The following is a 20,731-nucleotide window of genomic DNA, read 5'->3' on the forward strand; positions in this document are numbered from 1 at the left end:
TGTATATACCGCAAATCAAACACGAAACGGGCTAATCACCCTAGTGCCGCAACGCGGAAGAGCCGCTGCGGAGTTCCTGGTGTCAGTCGTCCTCTGGGAATCGGCCCTCGTCGAGGTCCTTCATCAACCGGTCCAGACGCGCTGCCGCGTCCTTGAGATCGTGCTTCGCCGCGGCCGTCACGACCAGCAGCTTCCGGGACAGCGCCATCCTTACGCCCTCCGGGACTTGCAGTGAGCGCACCCTTGTGTGCGCTTCCTTCAATCGGGCGGCGACTGCCTCGTAGAGCTCGAGTTGGCTGTCGCGTTCCATGCACCGATTGTGCCATCTAGGGCGAGTTGTCGCCCGACAGGGTCCCAACAAGCGACTGCGCCCCCCACCGCGAGGTGGGGGGCGCAGTCTTGGAAAAGCGCTGCTCAGACCGTAATTGTACGGGGCTTGAAGGTCGGCCTCGCCGCCTCGTAGGCGGCGATGTCGGCTTCGTTCTGAAGGGTGAGGCTGATGTCGTCGAGGCCGTTCAGCAGACGCCAGCGGGCGTTCTCGTCGAGCTCGAAGTCGGCGTCGATCCCGGCGGCCAGGACCTTGCGGCGCTCCAGGTCGACGGTGATCTCGGCGGTCGGGTCGGCCTCGGTCAGCTCCCAGAGCGCGTCCACCGTCTCCTGCGGCAGGACGACGGTCAGCAGGCCGTTCTTCAGCGAGTTGCCGCGGAAGATGTCGGCGAAGCGGGCGGAGATGACCGCCTGGAAGCCGTAGTTCTGGAGCGCCCAGACGGCGTGCTCGCGGGAGGAGCCGGTGCCGAAGTCGGGGCCGGCGACCAGGACCGTGGCGCCCTGCCGCTCGGGGCGGTTGAGGACGAACTCGGAGTCCTTGCGCCAGGCCTCGAAGAGGCCGTCCTCGAAGCCGTCGCGGGTGACCTTCTTCAGCCAGTGCGCCGGGATGATCTGGTCGGTGTCGACGTTGCTGCGGCGCAGCGGGACGGCCCGGCCGGTGTGCGTGGTGAAAGCTTCCATGGTTCCTCAGACCCCCGCGGTGGTGGCGACGTCGGACAGATCGGCCGGGGAGGCCAGGTGGCCCAGGACGGCGGTGGCGGCGGCGACCTGGGGCGAGACCAGGTGGGTGCGGCCGCCCTTGCCCTGCCGGCCCTCGAAGTTGCGGTTGGAGGTGGACGCGGAGCGCTCACCGGGGGCCAGTTGGTCGGGGTTCATGCCCAGGCACATCGAGCAGCCCGCGTGCCGCCATTCGGCGCCGGCCTCCTTGAAGACCTTGTCCAGGCCCTCCTCCACGGCCTGCAGGGCGACCCGGACCGAGCCGGGGACGACCAGCATCCGGACGCCGTCGGCGACCCGGCGGCCCTCCAGGAGCGAGGCCGCGTTGCGCAGGTCCTCGATGCGGCCGTTGGTGCAGGAGCCTACGAAGACGGTGTCGACCTTGATGTCGCGCAGCGGCTGTCCGGCGGTCAACCCCATGTATTCCAGGGCCTTTTCGGCGGCCAGGCGCTCCGAAGCGTCTTCGTACGAAGCCGGGTCGGGGACGTTCGCCGAAAGCGGCGCGCCCTGGCCGGGGTTGGTGCCCCAGGTGACGAACGGCGCCAGCGAGGGACCGTCGATGACGACCTCGGCGTCGAAGACGGCGTCCTCGTCGGACTTCAGGGTCTTCCAGTACGCGACGGCGGCGTCCCAGTCCTCGCCCTCGGGGGCGTGCGCACGACCCTCCAGGTAGGCGAAGGTGGTCTCGTCGGGGGCGATCATGCCCGCGCGGGCGCCGGCCTCGATCGACATGTTGCAGATGGTCATCCGGGCCTCCATCGAGAGCTTCTCGATGGCGGAGCCGCGGTACTCCAGGATGTAGCCCTGGCCGCCGCCGGTGCCGATCTTGGCGATGATCGCCAGGATCAGGTCCTTGGCGGTGACGTCCTCGGGCAGTTCGCCGTCGACCGTGATGGCCATGGTCTTCGGGCGGGCCAGCGGCAGCGTCTGGGTGGCGAGCACGTGCTCGACCTGGCTGGTGCCGATGCCGAACGCCAGCGCGCCGAAGGCGCCGTGCGTGGAGGTGTGGGAGTCGCCGCAGACGACGGTGGTGCCGGGCTGGGTCAGGCCCAGCTGGGGGCCCACGACGTGGACGACGCCCTGCTCGACGTCGCCGAGCGGGTGCAGCCGGACGCCGAACTCGGCACAGTTCTTCCGGAGGGTCTCCAGCTGTGCGCGGGAGACCGGGTCGGCGATCGGCTTGTCGATGTCGAGGGTCGGGGTGTTGTGGTCCTCGGTGGCGATGGTGAGGTCGAGGCGCCGCACCTGCCGGCCGTTCTGGCGCAGGCCGTCGAAGGCCTGGGGGCTGGTCACCTCGTGCAGCAGGTGCAGATCGATGAAGAGGAGGTCGGGCTCGCCCTCGGCGCGCCGGACGACATGGTCGTCCCAGACCTTCTCCGCGAGTGTCCTACCCATCGCTTTCCCTCCGGCCGACGTCTACGCCGGCACAACTAGAGACCCGTTTCGCGGGCCGTTGTGCGGCCGCCTCACCAGAGTGCCAAGGTCCTCGGAAAATTGAACTTGCGTTTCACAGAGTGAGACGCGAATATCGTTGCATGGACAACTCTAGCGGCGTAGGCGTTCTCGACAAGGCAGCCCTTGTCCTGAGCGCCCTGGAGTCCGGTCCGGCCACCCTCGCAGGACTGGTCGCGGCGACGGGACTCGCACGACCCACGGCACACCGACTGGCCGTGGCACTGGAACACCACCGGATGGTGGCGCGTGACATGCAGGGCCGGTTCATCCTCGGACCGCGCCTCTCGGAGCTCGCGGCCGCGGCCGGCGAGGACCGCCTGCTCGCGACCGCCGGCCCCGTGCTGACGCATCTGCGCGACGTCACGGGCGAGAGCGCCCAGCTCTACCGCCGGCAGGGCGACATGCGCATCTGCGTGGCGGCGGCCGAGCGCCTCTCCGGCCTGCGGGACACCGTGCCGGTCGGCTCGACGCTGACCATGAAGGCCGGCTCCTCGGCGCAGATCCTGATGGCCTGGGAGGAGCCCGAGCGGCTGCACCGCGGCCTCCAGGGCGCCCGCTTCACGGCGACCGCCCTGTCGGGCGTACGGCGCCGCGGCTGGGCCCAGTCGATCGGTGAGCGGGAGCCGGGCGTCGCGTCCGTCTCCGCGCCCGTCCGGGGCCCGTCCAACCGCGTGGTGGCCGCCGTGTCGGTCTCGGGTCCGATCGAGCGCCTGACGCGCCACCCGGGCCGTATGCACGCCCAGGCGGTCATCGACGCGGCGGCCCGCCTCTCCGAGGCGCTCCGCCGCAACGGCTGACCCCTCCGTCCCCCTGTTCGTCCCGGCCCACCGCTTCAACGCCGCAGCGGTGGGCCGGAGTTGTGTCCGCGTACGGCACGGGGGCCGCGGCCGGCACCGAACAGCGAAGAAGCCCTCCCCCGAAGGGAAGGGCTTCCTCGTTCTGTACCCCCGACCGGATTCGAACCGGCGCTACCGCCTTGAGAGGGCGGCGTGCTAGGCCGCTACACAACGGGGGCCTTTGCGGATCAGATCCGCGGGTGCAGATGAGCTCTGCGAGCTGGCCTACCTGGACTCGAACCAAGACTAACGGAACCAGAAACCGTCGTGCTGCCAATTACACCATAGGCCATAGTGGTTACACCGTACCCCCGACCGGATTCGAACCGGCGCTACCGCCTTGAGAGGGCGGCGTGCTAGGCCGCTACACAACGGGGGCCCTAGCGATCCCACCCGACACGAGTCGGGTGATGTCACCGCGGATTCACCGGGAGCTACCCAAGTGATCCGCAGGATGGATCTGTACCCCCGACCGGATTCGAACCGGCGCTACCGCCTTGAGAGGGCGGCGTGCTAGGCCGCTACACAACGGGGGCTTTGTGGATGCCATCCACAGGTTGCAGATAAAGCTCTGCGAGCTGGCCTACCTGGACTCGAACCAAGACTAACGGAACCAGAAACCGTCGTGCTGCCAATTACACCATAGGCCACCGTGGCAACCTCCCCCACCAGGGGGGATCTTGTCTCGGCTTGCGCTTTCCGGGTTCTTGCCTTTCGGCTTGTTCCCCTCGGCGCAGAAAGAACATTACCCGAAGGTGGACGGTGCTCCAAAACGGGTATGCCCGCGGAGCAGGGCGGGGAGCTGGCGGAGGTCCGTGATCCGTCGCAGCTCGGGTCTCCCGCCGGCGTCCGCGCGGTCCAGCCAGATGCCCAGGAGCCCCGCCTCGGCCGCGCCCCGGGCGTCGGTGTCGGGCTGGTCCCCGACGTACGCGATCTCCTCCGGGGCCAGGCCCAGGGCCGCGCAGGCGGCGTGGAAGGCCTCCGGGGCCGGCTTGGCGAAGCCGAGCTCGGCGGCGCACAGGACGGCCTCGAAGCGATCGCGCACGCCCAGGGCGCGGAGCTTGGGCTCCTGGGCGTGGATGCTGGAGTTCGACAGCACGGCGTGGCGGTAGTCGCCCGCGAGCAGGTCGAGGACGGGCAGCGCGTCGGGGAAGAGCTCCCAGGCGGCCTCGTAGTGGGCGACGTACCGGTCGAACCAGTCGTCGGCCCCGGCGACCGAGAGTCCGGGCTCGCCGAGGAAGTCGCGGACCCTGGCCCGCCGCTGGTCCTGGAAGTCGCCGCCCTCGATCTCGAAGCGGCGCCAGTGCAGGAGCGTGAGCTCCTTCCAGCGGTCCAGGGCCTGGTCCACGGAGTCGTATCCGTCGAGCAGCCCCTCGGCCGCCAGGTGGCCGCGCATCCCGGCACGGTCGGCGCTCTCGTAGTCGAAGATCGTGTCGTCCACGTCCCAGAGGACGGCTCGGATGGCCATGGCACGACCGTACCGCCGCTCCCCCGGCCCGCGGGGCTCTTTTCCCCGGACCCGGAACGCCCGTGGGGGCGGCGACCGGGGTACCGGTCGCCGCCCCCACGGGACGGAGGACGGGGCTCAGCCGGCGAGCTTCGCCAGGGCCGCGTCGATGCGGGTCAGGGTCTTCTCCTTGCCCAGGATCTCCAGGGACTCGAAGAGGGGCAGGCCGACCGTGCGGCCGGTGACGGCGACGCGGACCGGGGCCTGGGCCTTGCCGAGCTTGAGGCCGTGGGCCTCGCCGGCGGCCAGCACCGCGTTCTTGAGCGACTCGGGGTCGCTCCAGTCGGCGTCCACGAGCTTCTCGCGGGCCGTGGTGAGCAGCGCGGCCGGCTCGCCCTTCATCGCCTTGTCCCACGAGGGCTGGTCGAAGACCGGCTCCGGGAGGAAGAGGAAGTCGACGTTGGCCGTGATCTCCGAGAGGACCGTCATGCGGGTCTGGGCGTGCGGCGCGATGGCCTCCCAGGCGGCGCGGTCGAAGTCCTCGGGGGCCCAGTTGGCGTGCGGGGCGTCGAGCCAGGGCTCGCAGGCCTCGGTGAACGCCTTCACGTCGAGCATCCGGATGTGGTCGGCGTTGATCGACTCGGCCTTCTTGAGGTCGAAGCGCGCCGGGTTGGCGTTGACGTCGGCGATGTCGAACTTCGCCACCATCTCGGGGATGGTGAAGAGGTCCTGGTCGGCCGAGAAGGACCAGCCGAGGAGCGAGAGGTAGTTCAGCAGGCCCTCGGGGAGGAAGCCGCGCTCCCGGTAGAGGTTGAGGGAGGCCTGCGGGTCGCGCTTGGAGAGCTTCTTGTTGCCCTCGCCCATGACGTACGGCAGGTGGCCGAAGGAGGGGATCTCCTTGGCGATGCCGAGCTCGATCAGCGCCTTGTAGAGCGCGACCTGGCGCGGGGTGGAGGAGAGCAGGTCCTCGCCGCGCAGGACGTGGGTGATCTCCATCAGGGCGTCGTCGACCGGGTTGACCAGGGTGTAGAGCGGGGCGCCGTTCGCTCGGAGGATGCCGTAGTCCGGCACGTTCTCCGGGGTGAAGGTGAGCTCGCCGCGGACCAGGTCGGTGAAGGTGATCGGCTCGTCGGGCATCCGGAAGCGGACGATCGACGCGCGGCCCTCGGCCTCGTAGGCGGCCTTCTGCTCGGCGGTGAGGTCGCGGCAGTGGCCGTCGTAGCCGGAGGGGCGGCCGGCGGCGCGGGCGGCCTCGCGGCGCTCGTCGAGCTCCTCGGTGGTGCAGTAGCAGGGGTACGCGTAGCCGCCGGCGAGCAGCTTGTCGGCGACGTCCTTGTAGATGTCCATCCGCTGCGACTGGCGGTACGGCGCGTGCGGGCCGCCGACCTCCGGGCCCTCGTCCCAGTCGAGGCCGAGCCACTTCAGCGAGTCGAGGAGCTGGTTGTACGACTCCTCGGAGTCGCGGGCAGCGTCGGTGTCCTCGATGCGGAAGACCATGGTGCCCTCGTTGTGCCGGGCGAAGGCCCAGTTGAAGAGGGCGGTGCGGACCAGGCCCACGTGGGGGTTGCCGGTCGGCGAGGGACAGAAACGGACGCGGATGTTCGCGTTAGCCACGCTTGATCACCTTATTGGTGAGAGTGCCGATGCCTTCGATGGTGACGGCGACCTCGTCGCCGACGTTGAGGGGGCCGACCCCGGCGGGGGTGCCGGTGAGGATGACGTCGCCCGGGAGCAGCGTCATGGCCTCGGTGATGTGGACGACCAGGTCCTCGATGGAGCGGATCATGTCGCTCGTCCGACCCAGCTGGCGCTGTTCGCCGTTGACCGTGGCCTGGATGGCCAGGTCGCTCGGGTCGAGGTCGGTCTCCACCCAGGGGCCCAGGGGGCAGGAGGTGTCGAAGCCCTTGGCGCGGGCCCACTGCTTCTCGCGCTGCTGGGCGTCGCGGGCGGTGACGTCGTTGGCGCAGGTGTAGCCGAAGACGACGTCCTTCACGCGCTCGCGGGGCACCTCGCGGCACATGCGGCCGATGACCACGGCCAGTTCGGCCTCGTGGTGCAGCTCATTGGAGAAGGAGGGGTACTCGATGGCGTCGCCGGAGCCGATCACCGAGGTGGTGGGCTTGAAGAAGGTGACGGGGACCTCAGGGACCTCGTTGCCGAGTTCGGCCGCGTGCTCGACGTAGTTGCGGGCGACCGCCACGACCTTGTTGGGGAGCACGGGCGGCAGGAGCCGGACCTTGCTCAGCGGGACCTTGGTGCCGCTGAGCTCGAAGTCGGTGTACGGGATGCCCTTGATGATGTCGAGGACGAGGCCGCCGGACTCGACGGTTCCCTCGCCCTCGACGGCGCCGAAGGCCACGTTGCCGTCGATGGAGAATCTGGCGATGCGCACGAGTGCTGTCGCCCCTCACTTGCTACTGGCTGGAGTCTGACGCTCCAGGCTAACGCGGTGGGGGTGCGGCCCCCGGCGATATAGCCGGGGCGGACGGCGCGGGCGACGCCCGTCCGGGTCAGCGGGAGGCGGCGGCGTACGGCTGGGGCTCGTACGGGGCCGGGGCCTGCATGAGGACGGTGCGGCGGGGGTTGGCCGTGTTGCCGGGCAGCTCGACCGCGTACTCCGGCTGGGCGCCCCGGCCGAGCTCTGCGGCGTCCGCGAGGTGGGCGAGGGTGGAGCGGCGGGGGTTGGCCGTGGTGCGGAGCGTCGTCGTGTTCATCGCGGTGATCTGCCCTTGTTCCGGGACGGGCGCCACGTGCGGGCGCGAAGGGGTGTAAAGCGTCAGGCTAAACATGCGATTCCCTTCGAATGCATGGCTGAGACATCGATTCGCGTGTGAGTTTGCTCACCACTCACGCCACATTCCGGGCATTACGGATGGTTGCCGGTCACCACGGAAAGGGACATTCCGCCACTGAATGCTGCATTCCGCTCCTGATCATGCCGACTGGGACACACGGGGATGCCGGTTCATTGGAGGGGGAAAGTCCGAAATCTCCGTGATCATCTTCTACATGGGGTGACACAACGTGCACAGGTTGTCATTCCCCTCACAGTGCGACACGCGGCCCTTGTTGGAGATCCGGCACTGTGCTGGAATTCCACGCACCGCCGCAGGTTTACAAGCCGGCGCGCAGGAGGCGCGACGCAGCGCCGGCCGAGTGGCGGGGAAGGGGGAACTGCGCCGGTCACCGATGACCACCTGGGGTACTCACGTACCTCGACTGACGCCGACACCGTCCGCTCCGTTCACCCGGAAGGACGCCTGGTCAAAAGGTTGCGACGCTAGTGCAGGGACGTTTCAAGAGGGATGGCTCGGGTTCTCCCCAGGCCCGCCAGAGCCGAGCGGAAGCTCAGGCGGAGCAGGAACCGCGCGCCGGGACCGACCGCGGTCCCTCGGCCCCGCACACCCCGAACCAGGGTCAGGGACCGTCCGGCGACGCCGGCGACGCCGGCAGGCGCGCGAACGGCAAGAAGGGCAAGGCCTCAGCGGCCGAGCCGCCGGCCGCGCCCGCAAAGCCCCGCGCCGAGAACGAGGTCGGCCCGCGAATAGCCCTGCGCAACTGGCGCATCTCCACGCGCCTCGTCGCCCTCCTCACCCTCCCCGTGGTGGCGGCGACCACCCTGGGCGGCATCCGCATCAACGAGTCACTCCAGGACATGGAGCAGCTCGACCACATGCAGCTGCTCACCAAGCTGACCCGTGAGGCGACCGACCTCGCGCAGGCCCTGCAGTCCGAGCGCGACCTGTCCGCGGGTCCGCTGGCCAACGGCCGCCCGGTCAGCGACTACCAGGTCGCCAACCCGCGCCGGAAGACGGACCGCGAGTACAAGGCCTTCCTCGACGCCACCGAGGACATCCCGACCACCGAGGGCGACGAGGCGCTGCGGAGCATCCGCCAGAACGTCAGCCAGATCGCCTCGCAGGTCATCCAGCTCAACACGATCCGCGGCAACGCCTACGAGAAGGGCGTCGCCCACTCGGTGACGGTCGAGGCGTACAGCCGTCTCGTCCGCTCGCTGCTCAGCCTGTCCCAGGACATGGCGCAGGCGACCAGCAACCCGGAGATGATCAAGCGGACCCGTGCGCTCGCCGCGTTCTCGTCCGCCAAGGAGTACGCCTCCATCCAGCAGGCGATCATCGCCGCCGCGCTGCCCCCGAACGACAAGACCCCGGGCCGCATCCAGCAGGGTGACCGCCTGTACGCCGACGCCGCGCTCAACTCCGAGGGCGTCGAGTTCAAGTCGTTCCAGGCGATCTACGAGTCGACCGGTGGCGACGCCGCCGAGAAGACCGCGTCCCTCACCGGCGCCAACCCGTCGATCGTCGCCGCCGACAAGTACGCCGAGCGCGTCCTCAACGCGGACGACGCCATGCCCGGCGGCACCCGGCGGGGTCACCTGAACTTCACCGACGAGTACGGCATCAAGATCAACGCCATGAACGTCATCGAGGACGGCCTCCTCGGCGACATGGAGACGATGGCCCGTGAGCTGCGGCAGGAGTCGCAGCGCGAGGCCATCATCAACGGTGCGCTGATCCTGCTCGTCCTCGGCGTCTCGCTCATCGGCGCCTTCGTCGTGGCCCGGTCCATGATCCGCTCGCTGCGGCGCCTCCAGGACACCGCGACCAAGGTCGCCCAGGACCGTCTGCCCGAGCTCGTCAAGCAGCTCTCCGAGTCGGACCCGCAGGACGTCGACACCTCCGTCGAGTCCGTCGGTGTGCACTCCCGGGACGAGATCGGCCAGGTGGCCGCGGCCTTCGACGACGTGCACCGCGAGGCCGTCCGCCTCGCCGCCGAGCAGGCCCTCCTCCGGGGCAACGTCAACGCGATGTTCACCAACCTCTCGCGCCGCTCCCAGGGCCTCATCCAGCGTCAGCTGTCGCTCATCTCCGAACTGGAGTCGCGCGAGGCCGACCCGGACCAGCTCTCCTCGCTCTTCAAGCTCGACCACCTCGCGACCCGTATGCGCCGGAACGGCGAGAACCTCCTCGTCCTCGCCGGCGAGGAGCCGGGCCGCCGCTGGACCCGCCCGGTCCCGCTGGTCGACGTGCTCCGTGCCGCCGCCTCCGAGGTGGAGCAGTACGAGCGCATCGAACTGGCCGCGGTCCCGGCGACCGAGGTCGCCGGCCGGGTCGTCAACGACCTCGTGCACCTCCTCGCCGAGCTGCTGGAGAACGCCACCTCGTTCTCCTCCCCGCAGACGAAGGTCCGGGTCACCGGTCACGCCCTGCCCGACGGCCGCGTGCTCGTCGAGATCCACGACACCGGCATCGGCCTCTCCCCCGAGGACCTCGCCGCGATCAACGAGCGGCTCGCCTCGCCGCCCACCGTGGACGTCTCGGTCTCCCGCCGCATGGGTCTCTTCGTGGTCGGCCGCCTGTCCCTGCGACACGGCATCCGCATCCAGCTGCGCCCCTCCGACTCGGGCGGCACCACCGCGCTCGTCATGCTCCCCGTCGACGTCGCCCAGGGCGGCAAGAAGCCGATGCCCAAGCCGGGCGCCGGCGGCCAGGGCGCGATGCCGCAGGGTGCCTCCGCCCCCGGCGGCCGGCTCCCCGGCGGCCCGGGCGCGGCCGGTGGCCCCGGCGGCGGACGTCCCGGCGGTCCCGGTGGCGCGCCGCAGTCGGCGGCCGGCCGGATCGGCGCCGGTGCCGCGCGCGGCCAGGTCGGCGCGAGCGGTCCCCGGGCCGCGCTGCCCGCCCGCGACGGCGCGCCGCAGGGCGCCCCGCAGCAGGCCGCCCCGCAGCAGCGCACCCCGCAGCCGCAGAACGCGCAGCTCGACCAGACCGGTCAGCTGCCGCAGGCCCCGCAGAACCCGGACGCGCTGCGCCCGGGCCCGGGCGGCGGCGGTCTCATCGGCGGTGCGGCCAGCGCCATCCCGTCCCGTACGGACGTGTGGGGCAGCCAGGGCAACCAGGGCGGCGGCCAGACCGGCCCGTCGGCCGGGCCCGGCGCGCCGCAGCACGCCCCGCAGGGCCAGGCCCCGCAGGGCAACCAGCCCGGCGGTTACGACTTCCCGCACGCCGAGCTCCCGGGGGGCAACCCCCAGCCGCAGCGCCCGCAGGCCGCGAGCTGGGGCAACGACCCGGCGCAGCAGCCGGTCCGGCGCCCGCAGCAGGAGATGACCCCGCTGGACGCCCCGCGCGGCCACGAGGACACGGCCGGCCTGTTCGGCGGTCCGGCGGCCCCGCAGGGTCCCGGTTCCACCGGCCAGTTCCCGCGCCCCGACTTCGGCGCGCCCCAGCAGGCCCCGCAGGCTCAGCAGCAGCAGGCCCCGCAGGCGTACCAGGGCGGTGTCCAGGACCCGGCGTCGACGGCGCAGTTCCCGCGCCCCGACTTCGGTGCCCCGCAGGGTCCCGGCTCCACCGGCCAGTTCCCGCGCCCCGACTTCGGCGCGCCCCAGCAGGCCCCGCTGCAGGGTCGTCCCCCGCAGCCGCAGGCCCCGCAGGGCTACCAGGGCGGCCAGCAGCAGCAGTTCGGCCGGCAGCCCTATGTGCCGCAGGCCCAGCAGCAGGCCCCGCAGGCGCAGGCCCCGGCTCCTCGGCAGCGGAACGGCGCCGACTTCGGCGCCCCGCGCCAGGGGGCCGAGCCCGGCCGGCAGCAGCCGCAGCAGCCGGCGCTGCAGCAGCCGCGCCGTCCGGAGGCGCTGCCGCCGGCCGGTACGGGTGACGGTCGCACTCCGCTGTACGACACGCTGGAGACCAACTGGTTCCACCAGGACCAGGCGGCCCAGCAGCAGGCCCAGCAGCAGGCGCCGGCGGACGTGGCGCAGACGACGCAGACCCCGGTCGTCGCCCAGCCGTCCGCCCCGGCGCCCGCCGACGGCGGCCGGCAGAACGGGGCCGCCTGGCGGACCTCGCCCAACGACGAGCTGGTGCGCCAGGCCGAGCGGGTGCGCAAGCCCGCGGCCGGCGGCGTCACCACCTCCGGCCTTCCCCGGCGCGTGCCGAAGGCCAACCTCGTACCCGGGACCGCACAGGAGCAGGCCCACACGGCCGGCCCCCAGGTCTCGCGTGCACCCGACGACGTCCGCGGCCGGCTGACCAATCTGCGCCGCGGCATCCAGCAGGGCCGACAGGCGAACAACTCGACCACGGGTAGCTTCCCCCTCGGTCCGAACCATCAGCAGGAGCGTTAGTTGAACGCGATGAGCCAGGCGGCGCAGAATCTGAACTGGTTGATCACCAACTTCGTGGACAACACCCCCGGGGTGTCGCACACGGTGGTGGTCTCCGCCGACGGACTCCTGCTGGCCATGTCCGAAGGATTCCCCCGCGACCGCGCCGACCAGCTGGCGGCGGTCGCATCCGGACTGACCTCGCTGACCGCGGGCGCGTCCCGGATCTTCGAGGGCGGTCCCGTCGCGCAGACGGTGGTGGAGATGGAGCGCGGCTTCCTCTTCCTCATGTCGGTCTCCGACGGTTCCTCGCTGGCCGTACTCGCCCACCCCGAGTGCGACATCGGCCTCGTGGGCTACGAGATGGCGCTGCTGGTCGACCGGGCCGGCAGCGTCCTCACCCCGGATCTCCGCGCGGAGCTCCAGGGCAGCCTGCTGCACTAGCCGGTTCCCTGGACCGGACAGCCCTTCACTACGACTGACCGACAGGGCGGTACGCCCCTCCGTACCGCCCCGTCACCGTTCACCGTACGGCCGCCCCACCCGGCCCCCCACCGGCCCCATCAGACGGCAGAGAGTTTGCTGTCACGCCCGGAGGATTCATGACCCCGCCCCCCGCCTCTCACGATCCGTACGGCGCCTCAGTCGACGAGTACGGACATGAGGGCGACCAGCCGCTGGTGCGTCCTTACGCGATGACCGGCGGCCGGACCCGGCCGCGCTACCAGCTCGCCATCGAGGCGCTGGTCAGCACCACGGCCGACCCGGCACACCTCGCCACGCTGCTGCCCGAGCACCAGCGGATCTGCCACCTGTGCCGCGAGGTCAAGTCGGTCGCCGAGGTCTCGGCCCTCCTGTCGATGCCGCTCGGCGTCGCCAGGATCCTCGTCGCCGACCTGGCGGAGGCCGGCATGGTGGCCATCCACCAGCCGGGCAACGGAGAGACCGGCGGCACGCCGGACGTGACTCTGCTCGAAAGGGTGCTCAGTGGACTTCGGAAGCTCTAGCGGCGGCGCGGCCCGGTCGACCACCAGCGCGAAGATCGTGGTGGCGGGCGGCTTCGGCGTGGGCAAGACCACGTTCGTCGGTGCCGTCTCGGAGATCAACCCGCTGCGTACCGAGGCCGTCATGACCTCCGCCTCGGCGGGGATCGACGACCTGACCCACACCGGGGGCAAGACCACCACGACGGTGGCGATGGACTTCGGCCGCATCACCCTGGACCAGGACCTGATCCTGTACCTCTTCGGTACGCCGGGCCAGGACCGGTTCTGGTTCATGTGGGACGACCTGGTCCGCGGTGCCATCGGCGCCGTCGTACTGGTCGACACCCGGCGTCTCGCCGACTGCTTCCCCGCGGTCGACTACTTCGAGAACAGCGGCCTGCCGTTCGTCATCGCCCTCAACGGCTTCGACGGCGCCCAGCCGTACCAGCCGGAGGAGGTCCGCGAGGCCCTCCAGATCGGTCCCGACACCCCCATCATCACCACCGACGCCCGCCACCGCGCGGACGCCAAGAGCGCGCTCATCACGCTCGTGGAGCACGCCCTCATGGCGCGGCTCAAGTAGGACGGCGGAGCGGAACCGGCCGGGGCGGCTGTCATATGCCCCTGCCGGGACGATCTGTGTCCTTCGACACGACCGCCCCCGCGTTCATAACATTTCGACAGAGAATTGGGGCGCCCCGGACACCCGACGCATCCGATCGGTGTCACTGCGCTCACCTGAGCCCCGCCTTTTGGCGGGGCTCGCTCTTTATGCCCGTTTTACGTGCGCTCCGGACCGTGAGAAGAGGCTCTGTCCCACTGTTTGGAACGGACCCCCTTCACGTGCTGCAATTCATGAACTCCCGAGTAGTACGGCCCTGAACGAAACACGGCACAACGTAGGTGCCGACGCCGAGAGGTTGTTGGTCGAGTGAGGCGCAGCAAGGAAAGCTCCGCGGAGCAGGAGGCGGCGCGGGGCAACTTCACCCCGCCGTCGCGCGCGGCGATGTCGCCCGCGGACGTGCCCGTGACGCCGCCGCCGGCCGCGGCCGCCGCCACGGGCAGCTCCAGCAAGCTCTCGCCCCGCAACTGGCGGGTGCCGACCAGGCTGAACGCGATCCTCCTCATACCCGTGCTGGTCGGCCTGGTCATGGGCGGCTTCCAGGTGAAGGGGTCGATCGACACCTGGCAGGAGGCGCAGGACGCCGAGAAGACGGCGCTCATCGTGCGCGCCGCCTCGGAGTACAGCACCGCCCTGCTCAACGAGCGCGACCTGACCGCCGCCCCCCTCCTCGCCGCGAAGAGCGCCGAGGACCGCAAGGGCGACGAGGTGACGCGGGCGTACGCCGCCACCGACGCCGCCCGCGCCAAGTTCGACGAGGCCGCCAAGAACCTGCCCTCGGGCCAGGGCCTCGAGCGCCGCCTGCGGCTGTTCAAGGACGAGGAGCCCAAGCTCGACGCGCTCCGCAAGGCCGCGTACACGCGGGCCCTCGACCCGGTGAACACCCAGCTCGGCTACACCGGCGTCCAGCACTACCTCACCGAGTTCTCCAACGAGCTCGGCCTCGGCACCGGCAACGTCACCAGCTACGGCCGCAGCGTCTACGCGATCCAGCTGGCCAAGGGCGCCGAGTCGCTCCAGCGCTCCATCGGCACCCAGCTCCTGGTCCGGCCCAGCCGCCAGGAGGCCGTCTTCGCCCAGCAGTCCGTGGCGTTCAACTCGTACAACTACCTGGAGCAGATCGCCCTCGGCGAGTTCAGCTCCGGCGGTGCGCCCGAGGACGTCGAGCTGCTGAAGAAGGTCATGGCCGGCAAGGCCGCCGACGGCGCCAAGCAGATGCAGGCCGCCGGCGTCGAACTGCCCAAGGGCAAGGACGGCTCCGTCTACTCCGGCGTGGCCTCCGCCATCGGCAGCGCCAAGGGCCCGGAGGGCCTGGCGGCCCTGAAGTCCAAGGGCATCACGGCCGAGAGCTGGATGGCCGTCGCCACCGCCAAGTTCGACGGCTACACCGAGGTCGAGAAGGCCCTCGTCGACAAGGCCGTGGCCGAGGCCGCGAAGATCTCCGACGAGTCCAAGACGGACGCCTGGGTCAACGGCGGCATCGTCGTCGTCGCCCTGCTCGCCGCCTTCATCCTCGCCGGCATGATGGCCCGCCAGATGAGCCGCTCGATGCGCGAGCTGCGGACCGCCGCCTTCGGCATCGCCGAGCAGCGCCTGCCGATGCTGGTCGACCAGCTGTCCCGTACCGAGCCCGGCCGGGTCGACACCCGGGTGCAGCCCATCCCGATCGACTCGCAGGACGAGATCGGCGAGGTCGCCCGCGCCTTCGACCAGGTCCACCGCGAGGCCGTCCGGCTCGCCGCCGAGCAGGCCATGCTCCGGGGCAACGTCAACGCGATCTTCACGAACCTCTCGCGCCGCAACCAGTCGCTGATCGAGGGCCAGCTGACCCTCATCACCGACCTGGAGAACAACGAGGCCGACCCGGACCAGCTGGAGAACCTCTTCAAGCTGGACCACCTGGCGACCCGTATGCGCCGCAACGGCGAGAACCTCCTCGTCCTCGCCGGCGAGGAGCCGGGCCGCCGCTGGGACCAGCCGGTCCCGCTGGTCGACGTCATGCGCGCCGCCTCCTCCGAGGTGGAGCAGTACGAGCGCATCGAGCTGGCCGGTGTCCCGGAGGCCGAGATCCACGGCCAGGCCGTGACCGACCTCGTGCACCTGCTCGCCGAGCTCCTGGAGAACGCCACCACGTTCTCCTCTCCGCAGACCAAGGTCCGCGTCACCGCGACCCGTCTCCCCGACGGCCGCGTGATGGTCGAGATCCACGACAAGGGCATCGGTCTCACCGCCGAGGACTTCGCGGACATCAACCACAAGCTGGCCAACCCGCCGACCGTGGACGCGGCCGTCTCCCAGCGCATGGGCCTCTTCGTGGTCGGCCGGCTCGCCGACCGGCACGGCATCCGGGTCCAGCTGCGCCCCTCGGGCGAGCAGGCCGGGACGACCTCGCTCGTCATGCTGCCGGACGCGATCACCCACGGTGGTGGTGGCGAGCAGCCGCTGCAGGACGACTTCACCGTCTCGCAGATCATTCCGCAGCAGCAGCAGAGCGCCTTCGAGGCCGCTCCGCAGCAGCAGCCGATGCTGACCGCCGCCGACCTCGGCTTCGACGACTCGCGCTACGAGCAGCCGGCCGAGGAGGAGCTCCAGCTCGACCCGGTCAACCGCTCCCTGAACCGCGAGGGCCGTCGTGCCGCCCTGGGCGCCCAGGCGCAGGCCGGGGACCGGCCGCTGTTCCGCGACGAGGCCGAGCAGGCCGACGAGTACGGGCAGCCCGCGCAGGAGTACGGCCAGGAGTACGCGCAGCAGCAGGCGCAGGAGTACCCCGCGGAGCAGTACCAGGCGCAGGAGTACGGCCAGCCGCAGCAGGCGCAGGAGTACGCGGCCGGATACCCGCAGCAGGACGGTTACGCCTACCCCCAGCAGGGTTACGAGGCGTACCCGCAGCAGGGCTATGCGGAAGCCTCGTACGAGACCCCGGGAACCGAACACCAGCAGTACGAGAACACGTTCGAACCCCAGTCTCACCAGGCAGAATGGCCGGAACAGAGCGCTTACCAGAACGGCTACGGTCAGGAGTACGGAGCGGAATCGGAATCTGCTCCGAACGCTCCCGAACAGGCCCACGACCGCGTAGGCTTCGACCGTCCGGGTCCGGCGCACAGCCCCGCCCCGGACGCCGGCCACGCGATGACGGACGCCGGTCTGCCGCGCCGCGGCAGCGTCGCCCCGCCGACCCAGCAGGTGCCGCGTCAGGCGCCGCAGCCGCCGAAGCCCTCGCAGCCGGAACAGCAGAGCGAAGCCGACGGTTCCGACGAATGGCGCTCGACGAACGACGAGCGCTGGCAGCGGGCCGGGAAGCTGAAGGACCCCAAGGCGGGCGGGGTCACCTCGTCCGGTCTCCCCCGGCGGGTCCCGAAGGCCAACCTGGTCGAGGGCACGGCGGAGCAGACGCCGCAGGGCGGCCCCCAGGTCTCCCGCGCTCCCGAGGACGTACGGGGCAGGTTGAGCAACCTGCGCCGCGGCGTCCAGCAGGGACGCAGCGCGGGAACGGACACGAACGGATCGGGCCTCGGCCCGGGCAGTACCTACAACCAGGAGCGTTAGTGTGAGCATGAGCCAGGCGGCGCAGAATCTGAACTGGTTGATCACCAACTTCGTGGACAACACCCCCGGGGTGTCGCACACGGTGGTGGTCTCCGCCGACGGACTCCTGCTGGCGATGTCCGAGGGGTTCCCCCGCGACCGCGCCGACCAGCTGGCGGCCGTCGCCTCCGGACTGACCTCGCTGACCGCGGGCGCGTCCCGCATCTTCGAGGGCGGTGCGGTCAACCAGACCGTCGTGGAGATGGAGCGCGGCTTCCTCTTCATCATGTCGATCTCGGACGGTTCGTCGCTGGCCGTCCTCGCCCACCCCGAGGCCGACATCGGCCTCGTGGGCTACGAGATGGCCCTGCTCGTGGACCGCGCGGGCACCGTCCTGACTCCCGACCTCCGGGCGGAACTTCAGGGAAGTCTTCTCAACTAACAGTTCTCAACCAACAGACAGACAGTGCGTTTCGCGCCACCGCACCGTAGGGTGCGGTGGCGCGGCTCCAAGGGACATGGACCGCGAGGCAGTCGGAGGAGGAGACGTGGGAACACCACCGGGCGCGAGCCCTTACAACGGTTATGACGCGCACCAGGCGCCGCTGGGCGACCCTGCGCAGAACCGGTTCAACTTTCCCTCCGCCCCGAGCAGAGAGGGCACGTCGCAGTCCTACCGGCAGCCGCACCCCCAGTCCGCCCCGGCGGGCTCCCCGAGCGCCCCGCGCGCTTCCTCCGCCGCGGGCGGTTCGAGCGGGCACAACCCGCTCGTGCGTCCCTACGCGATGACCGGCGGCCGGACCCGGCCGCGCTACCAGCTCGCCATCGAGGCACTGGTCAGTACGACGGCCGATCCGGCCCGGCTGCAGGGGCAGTTGCCCGAGCACCAGCGGATCTGCCGGCTGTGCTTCGAGATCAAGTCGGTCGCGGAGATCTCGGCCCTTCTCTCCATTCCCCTCGGCGTCGCCCGAATCCTCGTCGCCGACCTGGCCGAGGCCGGACTCGTCGCCATCCACCAGCCGGGCGGCGACGAGGCCGCCGGCGGTCAGCCAGACGTGACACTGCTCGAAAGGGTGCTCAGTGGACTTCGCAAGCTCTAGCGGCGGCGCGGCCCGTTCAACCACCAGCGCGAAGATCGTGGTGGCGGGCGGCTTCGGCGTGGGCAAGACCACGTTCGTCGGCGCCGTCTCGGAGATCAACCCGCTGCGTACCGAAGCCGTCATGACGTCCGCGTCCGCGGGCATCGACGACCTCACGCACACCGGCGACAAGACGACGACGACTGTCGCCATGGACTTCGGCCGCATCACCCTGGACCAGGACCTGATCCTGTACCTCTTCGGTACGCCGGGCCAGGACCGGTTCTGGTTCATGTGGGACGACCTGGTCCGCGGTGCCATCGGCGCCGTCGTCCTCGTCGACACCCGGCGTCTCGCCGACTGCTTCCCCGCGGTCGACTACTTCGAGAACAGCGGCCTGCCGTTCGTCATCGCCCTCAACGGCTTCGACGGACACCAGCCGTACCAGCCGGAGGAGGTCCGCGAGGCCCTCCAGATCGGTCCCGACACCCCCATCATCACCACCGACGCCCGCCACCGCGCGGACGCCAAGAGCGCGCTCATCACCCTGGTGGAGCACGCCCTCATGGCGCGCCTGCGGTAAGTCCCCGACGGACGCACGGCAGGAGGGCCCCGCACCGACCGGTGCGGGGCCCTTCGTCGTGCGTGCGGGAGGGAGCGGGAACGCGGAAGGGCCCCGCACCGGTGTCGGTGCGGGGCCCTCGCGTGCCGTGGGGTCTCAGCGCCAGCTGTGCGGGGCGCGGAAGCCGTGCTCGCGCTCCAGGCGGCGCCAGCCGGCCTGGGTGCGGCCGCCGTGGTGGTGGGCGTCCTCGGTGGGCTGGGAGGCCGCGCGGGCGAGCAGCACGGCCGTGATGGCGGCGAGCTCCTCGGGGTCGGCGTGGCCCTTTTCGACGCGGAGGAGGTTGGCAGGCGTTGTCACGTGGATGACTCCTCTTACTGAGGCGGGTTGCCGTGCTTGCGGGACGGCAGGTCGGCGTGCTTGGTGCGGAGCATCGCGAGGGACCGGATGAGCACCTGGCGGGTGTCGGCGGGGTCGATGACGTCGTCGACGAGTCCGCGCTCGGCCGCGTAGTACGGGTGCATCAGCTCGGCCTTGTACTCCTTGACCATGCGGGCGCGCATGGCCTCGGAGTCCTCGGCTTCGGCGATCTGCTTGCGGAAGATCACGTTGGCGGCGCCTTCGGCGCCCATGACCGCGATTTCGTTGGTGGGCCAGGCGTACGTCAGGTCGGCGCCGATGGACTGGGAGTCCATCACGATGTAAGCGCCGCCGTAGGCCTTGCGCAGGATCAGCGAGATCCGGGGCACGGTCGCGTTGCAGTACGCGTAGAGCAGCTTCGCGCCGTGGCGGATGATTCCACCGTGCTCCTGGTCGACGCCCGGGAGGAAGCCGGGGACGTCCAGAAGGGTGATGATCGGGATGTTGAACGCATCGCACATCTGCACGAAGCGGGCGGCCTTCTCGGAGGCCTCGATGTCGAGGACGCCGGCCAGCGACTGGGGCTGGTTGGCGACGATGCCGACGACCTGGCCGTCGAGCCGGGCCAGGGCGCAGATGATGTTGCGGGCCCAGCGCTCGTGGATCTCCAGGTAGTCGCCGTCGTCGACGAGCTCCTCGATGACCTTGTGCATGTCGTACGGGCGGTTGCCGTCGGCCGGGACCAGGTCGAGCAGGACGTCGGAGCGGCGGTCCGCCGGGTCCTCGGAGGCGACGGTCGGCGGGTTCTCGCGGTTGTTCTGCGGGAGCATCGACAGGAGGTACCGGACCTCGGCGATGCAGGTCTCCTCGTCGTCGTACGCGAAGTGCGCGACGCCGCTGGTGCCGGCGTGGACGTCGGCGCCGCCGAGGCCGTTCTGGGTGATCTCCTCGCCGGTGACCGCCTTGACGACGTCCGGGCCGGTGATGAACATCTGCGAGGTCTCGCGGACCATGAAGACGAAGTCCGTGAGGGCCGGCGAGTAGGCCGCGCCACCGGCGCACGGGCCGAGCATGACCGAGATCTGCGGGATGACGCCCGAGGCGCGGGTGTTGCGCTGGAAGATGCCGCCGTAGCCGGCGAGGGCGGAGACGCCCTCCTGGATGCGGGCGCCGGCGCCGTCGTTCAGGGAGACCAGCGGGGCACCGGCCGCGATGGCCATGTCCATGATCTTGTGGATCTTCGTCGCGTGGGCCTCGCCCAGGGCGCCGCCGAAGATCCGGAAGTCGTGGGCGTAGACGAAGACCGTGCGGCCCTCGACCGTGCCCCAGCCGGTGATGACGCCGTCGGTGTAGGGCTTCTTCGCCTCCAGGCCGAAGCCGGAGGCGCGGTGGCGGCGGAGCTGTTCGACCTCGCTGAAGGAACCAGGGTCGAGCAGGAGCTCGATGCGCTCACGCGCCGTCAGCTTGCCCTTGGCGTGCTGGGCCTCGGTCGCGCGGTCACTCGGGCCGCGGAGGGCCTGCTCGCGCAGGACGTGCAGCTCGGCCACTCGGCCACGGGCGTCAGCGGGCTCGCTCGGGATCTGGTCCACAACGGTCATGTACCGACCCTACGAAGTCATCCAAGAAAACTCCGCCGTCGACTCCGTACAGTCTCCCGTGTCGAATCCTGGTGGGGCTGGACAGAACCATCACCTGCCC

The 20,731-nt window shown here is 70.6% G+C and carries 18 protein-coding genes and 5 tRNA genes; 9 read left to right on the forward strand and 14 right to left on the reverse strand.

From position 1 onward, the window contains the following. Positions 1-82: 82 nt before the first annotated feature. The 3 genes from ACIQFX_RS28715 to leuC all read right to left on the reverse strand — a co-directional run bounded on the left by ACIQFX_RS28715 (position 83) and on the right by leuC (position 2,439). Entirely contained in the window at positions 83-310 is a 228-nt protein-coding gene (locus ACIQFX_RS28715) for a hypothetical protein (protein ID WP_030206244.1), read from the reverse strand. Positions 311-414: 104 nt separating this feature from the next. After that, complete coding sequence (gene leuD, locus ACIQFX_RS28720) at positions 415-1,008, reverse strand: 3-isopropylmalate dehydratase small subunit (protein WP_402469110.1); 594 nt, start codon at positions 1,006-1,008, stop codon at positions 415-417. Between the two features lie 6 nt (positions 1,009-1,014). After that, positions 1,015-2,439 carry a 3-isopropylmalate dehydratase large subunit gene (gene leuC / locus ACIQFX_RS28725; protein WP_402469113.1) on the reverse strand — a complete coding sequence of 475 codons (1,425 nt, stop codon included), beginning with the start codon at positions 2,437-2,439 and terminating at the stop codon, positions 1,015-1,017. Positions 2,440-2,579: 140 nt separating this feature from the next. Here leuC and ndgR point away from each other — a divergent pair, with 140 nt between their 5' ends. Next, positions 2,580-3,296 (forward strand): IclR family transcriptional regulator NdgR, encoded by a 717-nt coding sequence (gene ndgR / locus ACIQFX_RS28730; protein ID WP_017235973.1) that lies wholly within the window; start codon positions 2,580-2,582, stop codon positions 3,294-3,296. Between the two features lie 145 nt (positions 3,297-3,441). Here ndgR and ACIQFX_RS28735 read toward each other — a convergent pair. The 9 genes from ACIQFX_RS28735 to ACIQFX_RS28775 form a co-directional block, all read right to left on the reverse strand. Beyond that, positions 3,442-3,514, reverse strand: a tRNA-Glu gene (locus ACIQFX_RS28735). Between the two features lie 41 nt (positions 3,515-3,555). After that, positions 3,556-3,627: transfer RNA gene (locus tag ACIQFX_RS28740), tRNA-Gln, on the reverse strand. Between the two features lie 14 nt (positions 3,628-3,641). Further along, a tRNA-Glu gene (locus tag ACIQFX_RS28745) sits at positions 3,642-3,714 on the reverse strand. Positions 3,715-3,798: 84 nt separating this feature from the next. Continuing rightward, positions 3,799-3,871, reverse strand: a tRNA-Glu gene (locus ACIQFX_RS28750). A 42-nt stretch (positions 3,872-3,913) separates the two neighbouring features. Next, positions 3,914-3,985 (reverse strand) — tRNA-Gln (locus ACIQFX_RS28755). Between the two features lie 95 nt (positions 3,986-4,080). Then, positions 4,081-4,803 carry an HAD family hydrolase gene (locus tag ACIQFX_RS28760; protein ID WP_402469115.1) on the reverse strand — a complete coding sequence of 241 codons (723 nt, stop codon included), beginning with the start codon at positions 4,801-4,803 and terminating at the stop codon, positions 4,081-4,083. Positions 4,804-4,920: 117 nt separating this feature from the next. Further along, complete coding sequence (gltX, locus tag ACIQFX_RS28765; RefSeq protein WP_402469118.1) at positions 4,921-6,396, reverse strand: glutamate--tRNA ligase; 1,476 nt, start codon at positions 6,394-6,396, stop codon at positions 4,921-4,923. After that, positions 6,389-7,174, reverse strand: a complete 786-nt coding sequence (locus ACIQFX_RS28770; RefSeq protein WP_402469121.1) for a fumarylacetoacetate hydrolase family protein — start codon at positions 7,172-7,174, stop codon at positions 6,389-6,391. Before ACIQFX_RS28770 ends, gltX begins: the two co-directional genes overlap by 8 nt. Before the next feature lie 118 nt (positions 7,175-7,292). Beyond that, positions 7,293-7,496, reverse strand: a complete 204-nt coding sequence (locus ACIQFX_RS28775; RefSeq protein WP_402469350.1) for a hypothetical protein — start codon at positions 7,494-7,496, stop codon at positions 7,293-7,295. 569 nt (positions 7,497-8,065) lie between these two features. Between ACIQFX_RS28775 and ACIQFX_RS28780 the strand changes: the two genes are divergently transcribed. From ACIQFX_RS28780 to ACIQFX_RS28815, 8 genes are all read left to right on the forward strand, one after another. Continuing rightward, positions 8,066-11,920 (forward strand): nitrate- and nitrite sensing domain-containing protein, encoded by a 3,855-nt coding sequence (locus ACIQFX_RS28780; protein ID WP_402469124.1) that lies wholly within the window; start codon positions 8,066-8,068, stop codon positions 11,918-11,920. 9 nt (positions 11,921-11,929) lie between these two features. Further along, positions 11,930-12,343, forward strand: coding sequence for a roadblock/LC7 domain-containing protein (locus ACIQFX_RS28785; RefSeq protein WP_030496942.1), 414 nt, complete (start codon positions 11,930-11,932; stop codon positions 12,341-12,343). A 158-nt stretch (positions 12,344-12,501) separates the two neighbouring features. Next, positions 12,502-12,906, forward strand: coding sequence for a DUF742 domain-containing protein (locus tag ACIQFX_RS28790; RefSeq protein WP_017235980.1), 405 nt, complete (start codon positions 12,502-12,504; stop codon positions 12,904-12,906). Then, positions 12,887-13,468 carry an ATP/GTP-binding protein gene (locus tag ACIQFX_RS28795; RefSeq protein ID WP_367823048.1) on the forward strand — a complete coding sequence of 194 codons (582 nt, stop codon included), beginning with the start codon at positions 12,887-12,889 and terminating at the stop codon, positions 13,466-13,468. Before ACIQFX_RS28790 ends, ACIQFX_RS28795 begins: the two co-directional genes overlap by 20 nt. Before the next feature lie 348 nt (positions 13,469-13,816). After that, a complete protein-coding gene (locus tag ACIQFX_RS28800) occupies positions 13,817-17,056 on the forward strand; it encodes a nitrate- and nitrite sensing domain-containing protein (RefSeq protein ID WP_402469128.1) in 3,240 nt (1,079 codons plus the stop codon). 7 nt (positions 17,057-17,063) lie between these two features. Next, a complete protein-coding gene (locus ACIQFX_RS28805) occupies positions 17,064-17,477 on the forward strand; it encodes a roadblock/LC7 domain-containing protein (protein ID WP_026057603.1) in 414 nt (137 codons plus the stop codon). 106 nt (positions 17,478-17,583) lie between these two features. Further along, complete coding sequence (locus ACIQFX_RS28810; protein WP_402469131.1) at positions 17,584-18,135, forward strand: DUF742 domain-containing protein; 552 nt, start codon at positions 17,584-17,586, stop codon at positions 18,133-18,135. Next, positions 18,116-18,697 (forward strand): ATP/GTP-binding protein, encoded by a 582-nt coding sequence (locus ACIQFX_RS28815; RefSeq protein WP_017235983.1) that lies wholly within the window; start codon positions 18,116-18,118, stop codon positions 18,695-18,697. The genes ACIQFX_RS28810 and ACIQFX_RS28815 overlap by 20 nt, the downstream gene beginning before the upstream one ends. 135 nt (positions 18,698-18,832) lie before the next feature. On the opposite strand, the gene ACIQFX_RS28820 is transcribed toward ACIQFX_RS28815, so the two are convergent. Together ACIQFX_RS28820 and ACIQFX_RS28825 are read right to left on the reverse strand one after the other, a co-directional pair. Next, complete coding sequence (locus ACIQFX_RS28820; protein WP_402469134.1) at positions 18,833-19,033, reverse strand: acyl-CoA carboxylase subunit epsilon; 201 nt, start codon at positions 19,031-19,033, stop codon at positions 18,833-18,835. A 14-nt stretch (positions 19,034-19,047) separates the two neighbouring features. Next, complete coding sequence (locus ACIQFX_RS28825) at positions 19,048-20,631, reverse strand: acyl-CoA carboxylase subunit beta (protein WP_402469137.1); 1,584 nt, start codon at positions 20,629-20,631, stop codon at positions 19,048-19,050. Positions 20,632-20,731: the final 100 nt, after the last annotated feature.

Source organism: Streptomyces sp. NPDC093089, from assembly GCF_044754405.1.
Classification (GTDB): domain Bacteria; phylum Actinomycetota; class Actinomycetes; order Streptomycetales; family Streptomycetaceae; genus Streptomyces.

Coding starts and splice junctions, on each gene's coding strand:
- leuD (WP_402469110.1), bottom strand. CDS start 1,008: ATGGAAGCTTTCACCACGCACACCGGCCGGGCCGTCCCGCTGCGCCGC.
- ACIQFX_RS28775 (WP_402469350.1), bottom strand. CDS start 7,496: ATGAACACGACGACGCTCCGCACCACGGCCAACCCCCGCCGCTCCACC.
- ACIQFX_RS28715 (WP_030206244.1), bottom strand. CDS start 310: ATGGAACGCGACAGCCAACTCGAGCTCTACGAGGCAGTCGCCGCCCGA.
- ACIQFX_RS28825 (WP_402469137.1), bottom strand. CDS start 20,631: ATGACCGTTGTGGACCAGATCCCGAGCGAGCCCGCTGACGCCCGTGGC.
- leuC (WP_402469113.1), bottom strand. CDS start 2,439: ATGGGTAGGACACTCGCGGAGAAGGTCTGGGACGACCATGTCGTCCGG.
- ACIQFX_RS28790 (WP_017235980.1), top strand. CDS start 12,502: ATGACCCCGCCCCCCGCCTCTCACGATCCGTACGGCGCCTCAGTCGAC.
- ACIQFX_RS28805 (WP_026057603.1), top strand. CDS start 17,064: ATGAGCCAGGCGGCGCAGAATCTGAACTGGTTGATCACCAACTTCGTG.
- ACIQFX_RS28760 (WP_402469115.1), bottom strand. CDS start 4,803: ATGGCCATCCGAGCCGTCCTCTGGGACGTGGACGACACGATCTTCGAC.
- ndgR (WP_017235973.1), top strand. CDS start 2,580: ATGGACAACTCTAGCGGCGTAGGCGTTCTCGACAAGGCAGCCCTTGTC.
- ACIQFX_RS28785 (WP_030496942.1), top strand. CDS start 11,930: ATGAGCCAGGCGGCGCAGAATCTGAACTGGTTGATCACCAACTTCGTG.